7 protein-coding genes are annotated in these 13,462 nt (G+C 71.0%); 2 read left to right on the forward strand and 5 right to left on the reverse strand.

All coding sequences use genetic code 11. The features are described from left to right. Positions 1 to 16: 16 nt before the first annotated feature. Both ACIBVL_RS07235 and ACIBVL_RS07240 read right to left on the reverse strand, forming a co-directional pair. Complete coding sequence (locus ACIBVL_RS07235; protein WP_399093212.1) at positions 17 to 3,730, reverse strand: choice-of-anchor D domain-containing protein; 3,714 nt, start codon at positions 3,728 to 3,730, stop codon at positions 17 to 19. Positions 3,731 to 3,861: 131 nt separating this feature from the next. Then, positions 3,862 to 5,820, reverse strand: coding sequence for a ricin-type beta-trefoil lectin domain protein (locus ACIBVL_RS07240; RefSeq protein WP_399093215.1), 1,959 nt, complete (start codon positions 5,818 to 5,820; stop codon positions 3,862 to 3,864). 215 nt (positions 5,821 to 6,035) lie between these two features. On the opposite strand from ACIBVL_RS07240, the gene ACIBVL_RS07245 reads away from it, so the two are divergent. After that, entirely contained in the window at positions 6,036 to 7,244 is a 1,209-nt protein-coding gene (locus ACIBVL_RS07245) for a glycosyltransferase (RefSeq protein ID WP_399094812.1), read from the forward strand. 75 nt (positions 7,245 to 7,319) lie between these two features. Here ACIBVL_RS07245 and ACIBVL_RS07250 read toward each other — a convergent pair whose 3' ends face one another. After that, positions 7,320 to 7,982 carry a TetR/AcrR family transcriptional regulator gene (locus tag ACIBVL_RS07250; RefSeq protein WP_399093218.1) on the reverse strand — a complete coding sequence of 221 codons (663 nt, stop codon included), beginning with the start codon at positions 7,980 to 7,982 and terminating at the stop codon, positions 7,320 to 7,322. 182 nt (positions 7,983 to 8,164) lie between these two features. Here ACIBVL_RS07250 and ACIBVL_RS07255 point away from each other — a divergent pair, with 182 nt between their 5' ends. After that, positions 8,165 to 9,421: a YncE family protein gene (locus ACIBVL_RS07255; protein ID WP_399093221.1), complete on the forward strand. Its 1,257-nt coding sequence runs from the start codon at positions 8,165 to 8,167 to the stop codon at positions 9,419 to 9,421. A 61-nt stretch (positions 9,422 to 9,482) separates the two neighbouring features. On the opposite strand, the gene ACIBVL_RS07260 is transcribed toward ACIBVL_RS07255, so the two are convergent. Both ACIBVL_RS07260 and ACIBVL_RS07265 read right to left on the reverse strand, forming a co-directional pair. After that, positions 9,483 to 11,345, reverse strand: coding sequence for an endoglycosylceramidase (locus ACIBVL_RS07260; protein ID WP_399093224.1), 1,863 nt, complete (start codon positions 11,343 to 11,345; stop codon positions 9,483 to 9,485). A 122-nt stretch (positions 11,346 to 11,467) separates the two neighbouring features. After that, positions 11,468 to 13,426, reverse strand: coding sequence for a GTP-binding protein (locus ACIBVL_RS07265; protein ID WP_399093227.1), 1,959 nt, complete (start codon positions 13,424 to 13,426; stop codon positions 11,468 to 11,470). Positions 13,427 to 13,462 lie beyond the last annotated feature (36 nt).

Below are 13,462 nucleotides of genomic sequence, written 5' to 3' on the forward strand. Positions count from 1 at the left end.
AGTTCCTCGCAGTCGGTCAGTAACCGATCCTGATGCCGGTCACGGTGTGGGTGTCCGTCCGGGTGCCGGTCGCGCCGGAGAATCCGACGAGCACGTTGGGCGGCAGGGTCACCGCCTTGTCGATGACCTGGGTGCCGTCGACGCTGACGACCAGGTGCCCAGCGCTGGTCACGGTGGCGTCCACGGTGTGGGAGCCGGTGCGCAGGGCGGGGACGGCGGTGGAGGTGGCGATGTAGTTCGGGCGTCCGCCGGTGCTGCCGTTGGCGACGCCGACGAAGTTGGCGGAGGGCTCGGTGCCGTTCCTGTAGGTGTCGAGGGCGACGGCGAGTCCGGGGAGTCCCGCGTAGCCGAGGCCCATGCCTCCCCCGCCGAGGGCCTTGGCGGTCGTCCTCGACGCGTCGAGGAGGAGCAGAGCGAGGCCGTCGGCGCCGGTGCCGCCGCCGATCGTGGCGGTGAACCGGGCGCGCAGGCGGGCGGACGGGACGGCGGTGCTCTGGATGCCGGTTCCCCGGGTGTCGGCGGTGGCGGGGGTCAGGATCAGGTTCGTGGCGTTGGAGAGGACGGCTGAGCCGTTGTAGCGCCAGCCGTTGGGGCCGGGCGGCGGTACGGCGTACGAGGTGGCGGTGACGGCGACGTCCCGCACGGTGTGGATGTCGGTCCGGGATCCGGTGCCGCCGGTGAAGGCGACGAACGCGGTCGGGGGGAGGGCCGGCACGGTCGTCTTCAGGAGCTGGGCGCCGTCCATCGACACCGTGATCGTCTTGCCGGAGACCGACAGGGCGACGGCGTGCGGACCCGAGCGCAGATCGGGGACCGCGGTCGTGGTGGAGGCGTACGTGAGGGACGTACCGCTGCCGGTGAGGGCGATGCCGACGAAGTTCGCGGAGGGGTCGCTGCCGTTGCGGTAGGTGTCGACGGTGACCGCGATGCCCGGCACGCCGGCCCAGCCGAGGCCGCCGCCGGTGCCGCCGAGGGTGCTCGGGGTGGCCCTGGCCGGGTCGACGAGGGCGAAGGTGAGGCCGTCGGCGCCGGTGCCGCCGCCGATGACGGTGGTGAAGGTGGTGTTCAGGCCGTCGGTGAGGACCGGGACCGGGAAGACCGCCGAGCCCGCCTGGTCGCGGGTGGCCTGGGTGAGCTGGAGGTCGTCGCCGGAGAGCTGGGCGGAGCCGTTGAGCTGCCAGCCGCCCGCGCCCGGCGCCGGGAGGGTGACGCCGGTGCCCTGGGTGCCGGTGCCGGTGAGGGCCTCGTTGTGGGCACCGCTGCCGTCGTCGGCGGTGAGTTCGTAGGTGCCGCTGACCGCGCCGACGGAGGTCGGGGAGAAGGTGACGGCCTGGTGGACGACGTCCTCCGGGCCGATGACCTGGCCCTCGCTGAGCGGGTTGCTGACGTGGAAGGGGGCGGCGGGGGCCTTGGCCTTGGTGATGGTCAGCGGGATGTTGCCGGTGTTGCCGATGTCGAAGGTCTTCGTGACGGACTGGCCGACCTTGACCTGTCCGAAGTCGGTGGAGGTCGGGGTGATCGTCAGATGCGCCTCGCCGGTGACCGCGGAGCCGGTCAGTGCGACGGTGACGGTGCCGTGCTGCCCGGTGACGGAGAAGGCCGAGGAGTCGTCGCCGGCCTCGGTCGGGGCGTAGGTCACCTGGACGGTGACGGACTGCTTCGGCTGGACGACCGTGCCGTTCGCGGGCAGTCCCTGGACGGTGAAGGGAGCGTCCGGGGCGGTGGTCGCGGAGATCGTCTCCGGGCCGGTGCCGGTGTTGGTGAAGGTGACGCCGAGGGTCTTGTCGGTGGTGGTGGGCACGGTGTCGAAGGCCACGGAGGGCGGGGAGGCGAGCAGGCCGTCCCGGGTCGCGTATCCGGTCAGGCCGAGGCCCGTGTCGCCGAGGTCGGTGGCGAAGTTCAGTACGACGTTGTCGGGGCCGGGCGTGGTCGGGGCGAAGGAGACCGGGACGGAGTAGGTGTCGCCGGTGTGCAGGGTGCGGGGCAGTCCGGCGGGCGCGGCGGAGAAGGCGCTGCCCGCCGGGGCGGTCACGGCGTTGATCGTGACGTCGCGGGTCGCGGTGACCGTGGCCGTGGCGTGCCCGGTGCCGCCGACGGGTACGTCGCCGAAGTCCACGGTGTCGCCGATGAGGGCGGCGTTGGAGGGCCGGCCGAAGGCGAGGACGTGGCCGTCGCGGGTGCCGACATAGACGCGGCCGCCGTCGGTGGCGGGCACGGAGAACTTGGAGGCGACGCCGATCGGCGCCGACCACAGCCTCTTGAGGGTGCCGTTCACCGGATTGGCGTCGTACGCGCGCAACTGCCCCTTCGCTCCGCTCGAACCGTCCGAGTACACCACCCACACGACCGCCGAGCCCGGCGTGGTGCCGGTGGAGGTGATCACCGGCGAGCCGGAGGTGTAGCCGAAGGTCTCCGTGGAGCGGCCGGTGTTGGTCAGCGCGGGCAGGCCGGTGCCGGTGACGCCGTACTTGAACGCCCGCAGCGGGCCGCGGCTGCCGACCGTGTAGACGTAGCCGCCCTGTCCGCCGTACACGCCGGGGTGGCCCCACACGCCCTCGTAGGGGCCGAAGCCGCCGAGGACCTTGTCGGTGCCGCCCGAGCCCTGGCTGCGGCCGCCGAGGCCGTCGCGGTCGAGGAGGAACAGCCGGCCGTCCTTGCCGATCTGCACCAGGAGATGGGGGTGCTGGGCGGTGCCGAAGACGTCGTCGGGGAGGGCCACCGGGCCGCCGGAGCCGAAATCGGTGTCGTTCTGGTCGAGGGTGGGGGCGTTGGAAGGGCTGAAGAAGTCCTGCGCGGACATCGTGCCGTCGCTGTTGACGCCGATCCGGACGACGGCCTCGGCCAGCTGGCCCGGCGGCCTGGAACCGGGTCCGGGGGCCGGGGAGATGCCGTTGCCGGTGGAGAAGAGGATGCGGCCGGGACCGTCGGAGACCAGGCCGCCGCCGCTCATCCAGATGCCGGCCATGCCGTTGGCGGAGGAGTTCTCGGTGGCCCACAGGGTCTGCTTGCGGGTCGAGGTGTTGACGCCGAGGACGTATCCGACGTAGGGCGTGTGGTCGCAGTGGGAGGCGAAGCCCGCGTACACCGAGCCGCCCATCAGCAGCAGACCGGGGCGCTGCATCGCGGTGTAGGCGTTGAAGGGCCGGGTCGGGTCGTTGACCGGGGCGCCGGCCACCTTGACCGGCCAGCCGCTGCGCTCGGCGCCGGTGGTGGCGTTCAGGGCGTGGACGTACCAGCTGGGGTGCTGGGTGTCGGGGCCGTCGTTGACCTTGGAAGTGAGGTAGACGGTGCCGGTGGCCGGGTCGTACACGGGGGTCGCGGTCACGCCGATGTTCGGGACCAGGTCGCCGCAGCCGATGGCCGAGGCGGGCCAGGCGGCGCCCAGGTTCTTCGTCCAGGTCTTGGCGCCGGTGGCGGAGTCCAGGCCGTACACCTTGTTGTTCTCGGTGGCGACGACGACCGTCTTCCCGACGACGAGGGGCTGGGCGTAGACCTGTCCGTCGACGGTGGTGGAGAACTGCTGCCCGAAGTCGGAGCTGGAGACCTGGTCGGGGGCGAGGCCGGGTTCGTTGGCGTCCCAGCCGGTGCGGTAGGTGTCCTCGGACACGGTGGTGACGTCGGCGGCGCGGGAGCGTCTGTCCTCGGGGACGGCCGGGGAGGCCGTGCTGAGGCCTCCGGTCAGCAGACAGGCCGTCACCAGCGAGGCGAGGAAACCGAACCTGCTCTGCATGCGCCGCTCCGCCCGGGTGATGCGAGGGCGGGCGTGTCCCGCCGATCGTCATGATCGGCGGGACGGTGCGATTTACGGATGATTACCGGCGGATGTGCCCGTGGGATCCACCCGGACAGGTGTACGCGCCGTCAGGTGAGCGTCCACTTCTGATTGTCGGCGCCGCTGCACGACCACAGGACCATCGGTGTGCGGTTGGCCGTGCCCGCCCCGTTGGCGTCGAGGCAGAGTCCCGCGTTGACGTTGGTGAGGGTGCCGTCGCTGTTGACGTTCCACTTCTGGTTGTTCTGGCCGTTGCAGTCCCAGATCACGACCTTGGTGCCGTTGGTGGTGCCCAGGTTGTAGGCGTCCAGGCACTTGTTGCCGTACACCACCAGTTCCTTGCGGGAGGTGTACGTCCAGGCCTGGTTGGAGCCGCCGTTGCAGTCCCAGATCTCCGCCTGGGTGCCGTTGGTGATGGTGCTGTTGTAGATGTCCAGGCAGCGGCCGGACTGCTTGCCGACGACCAGGGTGGCGTTCATGCCGGGCAGGGGTTTGACGGTGATGTCCGCGAGGGTGGGGGCGCCCGTGAAGACCAGGGTGTTGGAGGAGCCCTTGGACAGGGCCACTTCGAGGGTGATGGTGCCCTGGCTCGATCCCGTCGGCGGGAAGGAGACCGTGGTCGCGGTCTGGCCGTTGACCTTGAGGGTCGCGGTACGGGCCGTGGCGGCGGTGTTGGTGTAGGCCACGTCCACGATCTTCAGGCCGGTGGCGCCGGCGACCACTCCGGAGAAGCTCGAGGTACCGGTGTAGGTGCTGCCGGACGCCTCGGTGCCGCCGGTGACGGTGAGCATGACCGAGCCGCCCGCCGGGACGTTCGCGGTGTAGCCCGTGCCGTACGAGCCCACGTCGGCACGGGCCCACAGGTCACGCACGGTCGCGGAGGCGTTCGTCAGGCCCAGGTCGGACCAGCGCACGGTGATGTTGGCCGCGGCGGAGGTGCGGTTGAGCAGGACGACGGCGCGCTTGCCGGTGCCGGCCAGGACCTTGCCGTACACCTGCAGCCCGCTGCTGTCCTCGGCGACCTTGACGCCCTGCAGGCCGCGCGGGTCCTGGTCGACGGCGATGACCTCGGGGTTCTTGAGGATGTTCGCGGTCTCGGTGGTCATCGTGCTGAGGTCGTTTCCGGCCAGCAGCGGGGCTCCGGAGATGGCCCACAGGTTCATGTGGGTGCGGTTCTGGGCGGCGGTGAAGCCGTCCATGCCGACCATCAGCATGTCCGGGTCGTTGTAGTAGCCGGTGTGCTGGGCGGTGGGGTGCAGGCCCTGGTCGAAGTTGGACAGCAGGTTCGTCATCGACGGCTTGTTGCCGTAGAAGATGATGTCGGTGCTGGTCCGGTACATGGGAGCGAGGCCCGGGGCCCAGTTCCAGGTGTTCTGGTAGCCCCAGTTGCAGATGGAGAGGGTCAGCGGACGGCCGGTGGCGGCCGCCGCCTTGGCGACCGCGCCGCTGATCGCGGTGTACGTCGTCGCCGCGTCGAGGCCCTCGGCGTCACCGCCGCACCAGTCGACCTTCACGAAGTCGAAACCCCACTTGGAGAACTGGAGCATGTCCTGCTCGTAGTGGCCCTCACTGCCGCTGCCCGGGGCGGCGGGGCGGCCGGTCGGGAAGTAGTAGCCGCAGCCGTCCTTGCCTGCGTCCGTGTAGATGCCGGCCTTGAGGCCCTTGCTGTGGATGTAGTCGGCGATGGCGCTCATCCCGCCGGGCCACTCGGACTCGTCGACGGTGATGTTGCCCGCGCTGTCACGGGTGCCCTGCCACCAGCCCTCGTCGATGTTGACGTACTGGTATCCGGCGGCCGGCAGACCCGCCGCGACGAACGCGTCCACCTGCTTCTTGATGACGCTGTAGTCGATCTTGGCGGCGAAGCTGTTCCAGGACGCCCAGCCCATCGGGGCGGCGGGCACCGGTATCTGACGGCTCGTCGCCGCCTGCGCCGCGCCCGGACCGGCGAACAGCAGAGCGGCGGTCGCGGTCAGCGCCAGGACGAGGAGGCGTACGGCGGCGGATCTGCAACGCCGGAGGAGATGCGAGCGCGGTGGGGGAAACATACGGCGGCTCCGTGTACGAGAAATTCGAAATACCGAACGAATGTCGGCGAACCGAACGTGCTGCGCGCCGAAAGTAGAGCCGCGGGAGGGTGAAGTCAACGGCCGTGACAGAAGTGGTGTGACCGGTCTCAAGAGTGAAGTGGCCGCTTTCGCAGGGTCGTTCACACCTCATCGGCCCGGGCGCCGCCATACTGTCCGGCGTGCGAGTGGCGATCATGACGGCGGGCTCCCGGGGCGATGTCGCCCCCTTCACCGGTCTGGGGCACGCCCTGGTGCGCGCGGGCCACGAGGTCACCCTGGTCACGCACGAGCGGTTCGCGCCGCTGGTGGCGGGCTCGGGGGTGGGCTTCCATCCCCTCCCGGTCGACCCCCGGGCCGAACTGGAGTCGGCGCGCGGGCGCGGACTGCACCGCAGCGCCACCGGGGTGGGCAAGCTGGCGCGGGTGGTGCGGATGGCGCGGGCACTGGTCGGACGGATGACCGACGACGTCGTTGCGGCGGCCCGGACCAGCGAAGTACTGCTGCTCTCCGCATCCATGGCGCCCCTCGGCCACACGGTCGCCGAGGGGCTGGGCCTGCCCGCGCTCGACCTCCCGCTCCAGCCGATCGCCCCCACGAGGGAGTTCGCGCCGCCGATGCTCGGCGGCGGCTCCTTCGGTGCGCTCGGCAACCGCCTGGCCGGACACGGCGTGCAGTGGGCCGTGGAACGCGTCTTCGCGCCCGCGCTCCCCGAACTCCGCGCCCGCCTCGGCCTGCCGCCCGCCCGCGGCACCCGCAGGCCGCCCGGGCCGATACTGCACGGCTTCAGCCCGCTGCTGGTGCCCCGGCCCCGGGACTGGCGGGCGGGGCTGGACGTCACCGGGTACTGGTGGCCGTACGACCGTGAAGACCGGCTCCCCGCCGAGCTGCGGGACTTCCTGGGCGCGGGCCCACCACCGGTGTATGTCGGCCTGGGCAGCGCGACCGTGCCCGATCCGCGCCGGCTGAGCGCCGAGGTGGTACGGGCGCTGCGGATGGCCGGGCTGCGTGGGGTGATGCAGCGCGGGTGGGCCGGTCTCGCCGCCGACGGCGACGACATGCTGACCCTCGACGAGGTGCCGCACTCCCTGCTGTTCCCGCACATGGCGGCCGTGGTCCACCACTGCGGCGCGGGCACGACGGCGGCCGGAGTCCGGGCGGGCGTGCCGGCCGTACCGGTACCGATCCAGTTCGACGAGGGCTTCTGGGCGGCCCGGCTGGTCGCGGCCGAAGTGGCCCCGCGCGCACTCCCCCTGCGCGGGCTCACCGCCGAGAGGCTGGCGGAGGCGCTCGTACAGGCCACCCGGGGACCGGAATTCGGGGAGCGCGCACGGGAACTGGGGGCACGGGTGCGGGACGAGGACGGGGTGGGGCGGGTGGTGGAGGCAGTGGAGCGACTGGGGTGACACCACCTGGACGGGGGCAGGGCACCTGCGGACAGGCCCGGCCGCGAACAGCACCGCGCCCGCCCGACCACCCCGTCAGCGCACCTCCGAGTCCCACCCCGCGGGCCGCAGTATCCCCAGAAGTTGCCGCACCAGTTCGTCGACCACCTCGTCCAGGGTCGCGTCCACCCAGCCGGCGCTCCAGTCGTGGAGGAGGCCGTTGACGCTGCCGATGAAGGCGGTGGAGGCGAGGCGGTAGTCGCGGGGGGCCGCCTCTCCGCGCGCGGCGGCGGCCGTGGCCTCGGCGCAGATCAGGTCGACCCAGCGGGCGCGGCGGGCCAGGCGCTGCTCCTCCAGGCGGGGGCTGACGCCGACGATCTCCACGAAGGTGATGCGGATGCGCCGCGGGTCGGCGGTGACGTTGGCCGCGTAGGCGCGGAAGATCGCGGTGACCCGGTCGGCGAGCGGCAGGCCCTGGGCGGCGGCGAAGGCGCTCACGACCGCTTCCTCCGCCCAGTCGTTGACCCGGAGGTGCAGGGCGGCGAGGACGTCCTCGAGAGTGCGGAACTCCTCGTAGAACTGGCGGGTCGACAGGCCGGCGGCCTCGCTCAGCGCCGCGACCGTGGTGCAGCGGTAACCGGGTGTGCCGCCGAACAGTTGCAGCGCCGCGTCCAGAAATCTTCCGCGCCGCTCGGCCTGCCGCTCGGCCGCGGTCTTGCCGCCGTACCGGCCGGTCGGCGCCCTGAGCCTGCCCGTCACTGGACCCTCCCTCGTCGCTCCGTGCTCCCCGCCGCCAATTTTGTCGTGCACGGAGTCTTGTGGCGAAGGGCACCCCTTCCTTACTTTCCAGTAAGTCCATTCTGAACGCAGCCGTGTTCAGATTCGGGCGAGCCGTCACCCGTATGCCCCCCCCTTCCGCCACTCCAGAGGAGAGAGCAGTCATGGCTGCCTTCAGGCCCAGGCACCTTTGCTCCGTAGCCGCCGCCCTCGTCCTGACCGTCACCGCCCCCGCGACCGCCGCCACCGCCGCGTCGGACGCCTCGAACGCCGCCGCGCTGCGCGAGGTGCTGTTCGTCGGCAACAACTGGGAGGGCACCTCGGACGTCATCAAGTCCACCGGTGACTTCGCGAAGATCGGCCGGATCAACGTGATCCCCGACAAGGACGAGCGGATGGCGGAGATCAGCGCCGACCCGATCAAGTGGATCTACTTCATGGCGATCCGCAACGGCGTCGGCGAGGGGCACGACCAGTTCGTGGACGACATGTACTCCACACCCGACGGCAAGTCCGTGGTCGTCTCACGGCCCAGCTTCGCCGACGTCGTCTCGATCAATTTGGCCACCGGGGCGATCAACTGGCGCTTCCCCGTGTCCGGTTACCGTTCCGACCACATGGCCGTCTCCCCCGACGGCACCCGGGTCGCGGTCTCCGCGTCGACGGCGAACACCGTGCACGTGCTGGACATCGACACCGGCAAGCAGCTCGGGTCGTTCGCCACCGGCGACAAGCCGCACGAGAACATCTTCAGCAAGGACGGCAAGTACATCTACAACATGGCGATCGGCGACGTGAACACCGATCTCGACGCCCCGTGGCTGGACTGGACGAAGGGCGACCGGCACATCACCGTCGTCGACGCGACCACGTACAAGCAGGTCAAGACCATCGACATGCGGGCCAAGCTGGACGCGATCGGTCTCACGGACTACTCGGACGCCGTGCGCCCGGCCGTGTTCTCGCCGGACGAGTCGAAGCTGTACTTCCAGGTGTCGTTCTTCAACGGCTTCTTCGAGTACGACCTCGCAGCCGACCGCATCACCCGCACCAAGACCCTGCCGAAGAACCCGGCGACCAGCGACGACCGCACCTCCTTCGTCAACGACTCGCGCCACCACGGCCTGTCGATGAGCCCCGACGGCAGCAAGCTGTGCGTCGCCGGCACGATGGACGACTACGCGACGGTCGTCAACCGCAGCACCCTCCAGGAGGGCCCGCTGGTCACCGCCTCCAAGCCGTACTGGGCCACGGTCAGCGGCGACGGCAAGGACTGCGTGATCTCCGAGAGCGGCGCCGACCAGGTCACGGCGATCGACTTCGCCACCGGCCAGAAGGTCCTGTCGATCCCGGTGGGCGACCACCCGCAGCGGGTCCGGCTGGGCCATGTCGCCGCCGACTGGACGGGCACCGGCAGCTGACGGGACGTGGACGAGGGGTGGGTGGCGGGCGCCACCCACCCCTCCTTCTTGCGCCTCGGGCCTATCCCACCTTCTGCGCCACCCACGCCGCCAGCTCGCTGCGGGCCGCGGCCAGCAGCGTCGCGGACGGCGAGGTCGCCCCGTTGGTGACCAGCGCGTAGTGCACCACGCCGGAGTCCGGGGCGCCGAGCAGCAGACGGCGGCTGCCCGTCCCGCCCGGTTCCGCGGCGACGGCGATCTTCGTGGAGGACGTGTAGGCCGGCGGGCCGTACACCGTGCCCAGATCGGAGACGACCGTGGTGGACGCGGTCGGGAAGGACGCGGGCAGGTGCAGTTCGGTCGGCGCGCTGCCGCCGTTGGAGCGCCAGACCAGCACGCTGTACTGGCCGGAGCCGACCAGCGAGGCCACATTGGGCAGGGTGCTGGGGACCGGGTTCCAGGTGAGGGTGGTGGAGCCGTCGCGGGAGCGGTCCTCGTAGGTGAAGGCGACGGTCGTGCCGGAGGTGGCGCTCGGGTAGACGCGGTCGAGCAGCCGGGCGTCCTGACGCAGTGTCGCCGTGCCGCTGTCGTCGAGGCGTACGGCGGAGAGGTCCTCGTCGTTCCAGGCGTCACCGGAGGTCCGCACCTTGTCGGCGTTGCCGTTCATCAGCTCGTGGTGGCGGCCGTTGTAGATGTCCCACTGCCACTGCGAACCGGACAGCACCGGGCCGGAGGTGGCGGGGGTGGTCCACCAACTGGCGCCCTTCACCCGGGAGTCGAGGCCCTGGTACATCGCTTTCAGGACGGTCGGCGCCTTGCCGGAGACCGAGCCCGACAGCGGATGGCCGAACTCGCTGACGATCGCCGTCGTCCCGGCCGCCGAGGCCCGGTCACGGACCGTGCCGAAGTCGGTGACGTACTGGCCGTCCTCGGCGTTGCCCCACATCAGGACCCCGGAGATCGCCTTCTGGTCGTAGAAGTGGGTGTTGAAGACGTACCGGGAGCCGAGCGTGCCGGCGTCGAGAAGGCCGCCCTCCTCCTTGCTGACGTTGCCGTTCCAGAAGAGGTTCGGTTCGACGAAGGCGGGCTTGTCCTGCCATCCGGCCGCGTCCATCCGGGCGCGGAACCTCACGTAGAAGGGCCACAGCAGGTCGCGTTCCCAGGTGCGGCTGGCCTGGCCGGAGTCGTAGGTGCCGGCGTACGGCTCGTTGTAGGGGTCGAAGCCGAGGACGCCCGTGAACTGCTCGGTCGTCAGGTTCTGCTTGATGTACGCCATCGTCTGCTGGGCCATGGCGAGGAAGGAGTCCTGGAGGCCGTGGGCGTTGTGCCAGAAGTCGTACTGGGCGGCCTTCACCGCGCCGTTCTGGGTGAGGTTCTGGCCCCAGAGGAAGCAGATCCCGCAGGACTCGTCGGGGTAGTTGCCGAGGTCCACCGCCCACTGCGGGGCGCCGTCGCCCGTGTACCAGCTGTCGGGGTCGAAGAGGTAGCGGGAGTACAGGTCCTGGTGGAAGTCGGGGTAGACCCGGATGCCCGCGTCCAGGAAGGCACGCATCTGGGCGGTGGCGGCGGCCAGGTACGTGGTGTCGACCTGGCCCTTGACCGGTTCGGCGTAGGCCCAGGAGAGCAGGAAGCGTACGGAGTTGCCGCCGCCGAGGGCGCGCAGGGCCGTCGCCGACTTCTTGGCGTCGGCGACCGAGGCGAAGGGGAGGCCCTTGTTCTCGGCGAGTTTGGTCTCGCCGGAGACGTTGTAGCCGCGCAGCACGACCTCGCGGCCGTTTCCGTCGACGAAGCGGCCGTTCGACACGGTGAGCGCCGTGCCGTCGAAGGAGAGGGAGTCGGGGACGGTGGCCGCGGCGGCGGACGGGGTGACCGCCGCCGTCAGGAAGCCGCAGAGTCCGCAGAGGACAACCAGAACAGCGAGCAGACGTGCCCGGATATTCGGCATGTCCACTACAGTCCGGTGATTTCCGGACACCGTCAATACCTTCTGACCCACGAGTAAGTTGACTGTCCGTCACCCCCTTTGCTGTGACTCACCTCGGCTTTCCCTGCCGTCACCCACGTCACTCAGGCACCCGTCCGGCCCGTCACGTTCAGCAGGTACTCCTTACGGTTGAGCGGGTTGTGGTCGGTGCGCGGCCGCTCCGGGACCGTGCCGTGGACGACGGGCGCGTGGTGGTCGAAGGCGCTCTCCCACTCCCCCTCACCCCGGGTCAGTCCGGGGACGCGCTGCTCCAGGCCGTGCACCCGGGCGGCCGGTACCGCTCCCTCCAGCACGCACCGGCCGCCCCGGGTCTCGGTCGTCCGGGGCACGGCCCGCAGCGCGGCGAGCACCGGCAGCAGTCCGCCCAGCGTGTCCGCCGGGGCCTCCAGCCGGAAGCGGTGCATCGGCTCGTACACCCGCGTGCCCGCCCGGCGCAGCGCCTCGACGAGGACCAGCGGGGTCAGACCGCGGAAGTCGTACCCGGTGCTGGACATGCTCTTGTCGAAGCCCTGGTGGGCATGGCTCTGGCGGGGCCAGTAGCCGGAGTGGGTCATGGTGACCGCGCAGTCGGTGACCTGCCAGCCGTGCAGGCCCTGCCCGAGCGTGGCGCGGACCGTGTCCTCCACCGCCTTGAAGAAGGCGTACGGCATCGCGCCCAGCTCCACCTCCAGGCCGAAGGTCACGCCGGCGCCGGGCGGGGCCGGCTCGACGCGCAGGCCGACGGTGGCGAGGAAGGGGTTGGCGCCCTTCTTGATGAACTCGGCGGCCTCCCCGGTACCGACCGGGCGCTCCACGCACAGGGGCGTCGTCTCGCGGAAGGTGACGTGCAGGCCGTACTCGTCCGCGAGGGTGGCCTGGACGACCTCCTTCTGCACCTCCCCGTACAGGGACACGGAGGTCTCCTGCCGGACCTCGTCGTGGCGCAGTCCGATCAGCGGGTCCTGTTCGGCCAGTTGGGTGAGGGCGAGGTGCAGGGAGCGCCGGTCGGTGTCCGGGCCCGGCACGACGACCGTCTCCAGGGTCGGCGGCGCGAAGAAGTGGCCGTACTCCTTGTGCGGTTCACCGAGGGTGTCGCCGACGCGGATGCCGGTGAGGCCCCAGAGGCGGGCGATACGGCCGGCCGGGACCGACTCGTGGCGTACGTCGGTGCCGTGGCCGAAGACGCTGATCGCGGTGACCCTTCCCTCGCCCTGCGCGACGGGGATCCGGTCGCGGGTGCGCAGGGTGCCGGAGAACAGGCGGGCGTAGGCGATCTTCTCGCCCGCCGGGCCGCGCTCCACCTTGAAGACGGTCGCGGAGAGCGGACCCTCGGGGTCGCCGTCGGCGGCGGGCAGCAGCTCCTTGATCGCGGCGATGAGTGCGGGCACCCCCGCACCGGTCGCGGCGGAGCCGAAGTACACCGGGTGGACCAGGGTGCGGCGGGTCTGGGCGCGCAGGGCGTCCCGTACCCGGGCGGGCGCGAGGGTGCCGTCGACGTAGGCGGCGAGCAGGTCGTCGTCGTGGTCGGTGAGCACGTCCTCCGGCACGGGGCCCGGGTGGAAGGCGGCCGAGCCGGTGCCGAGGTCCGTGACCGTGCCCATCGGGACGACCGGGGCCGACAGCCGCTCGGTCAGCTCCCTCAGCACGTCCGCGTCGCGCGCCCCGCGCCGGTCGATCTTGTTGACGAAGACGAGCGTGGGGATGCCCAGCCGGCGCAGGGTCCGCATCAGGATCCTGGTCTGCGCCTGGACGCCCTCGACGGCAGAGACGACGAGGACGGCCCCGTCGAGCACACCCAGGACCCGTTCCACCTCGGCGATGAAGTCGGGGTGACCGGGGGTGTCGATGAGGTTGACGGTGACGTCGTCGACCGGGAAGGAGACGACGGCGGACTTGATGGTGATGCCGCGCTGCCGCTCCAGCGCGAGGGTGTCGGTCTGCGTGCTGCCGGCGTCTACGCTGCCGATCTCGTCGATGATCCCGACGGAGTGCAGCAGCCGCTCGGTGAGGCTGGTCTTACCTGCGTCGACATGCGCGAGGATCCCGAGGTTGAGCAAGTGCACGAAGTGTCATGTCCTTTGAAATGGGGGTCGTTCCTT

This window comes from Streptomyces sp. NPDC049687 (assembly GCF_044465285.1).
Taxonomy (GTDB): domain Bacteria; phylum Actinomycetota; class Actinomycetes; order Streptomycetales; family Streptomycetaceae; genus Streptomyces.

Bases quoted from the DNA above. Each gene is read 5' to 3' on its own strand.
- ACIBVL_RS07260 (WP_399093224.1), bottom strand. From the start codon at position 11,345: ATGCCGAATATCCGGGCACGTCTGCTCGCTGTTCTGGTTGTCCTCTGC.
- ACIBVL_RS07245 (WP_399094812.1), top strand. From the start codon at position 6,036: ATGACGGCGGGCTCCCGGGGCGATGTCGCCCCCTTCACCGGTCTGGGG.
- ACIBVL_RS07255 (WP_399093221.1), top strand. From the start codon at position 8,165: ATGGCTGCCTTCAGGCCCAGGCACCTTTGCTCCGTAGCCGCCGCCCTC.
- ACIBVL_RS07235 (WP_399093212.1), bottom strand. From the start codon at position 3,730: ATGCAGAGCAGGTTCGGTTTCCTCGCCTCGCTGGTGACGGCCTGTCTG.
- ACIBVL_RS07240 (WP_399093215.1), bottom strand. From the start codon at position 5,820: ATGTTTCCCCCACCGCGCTCGCATCTCCTCCGGCGTTGCAGATCCGCC.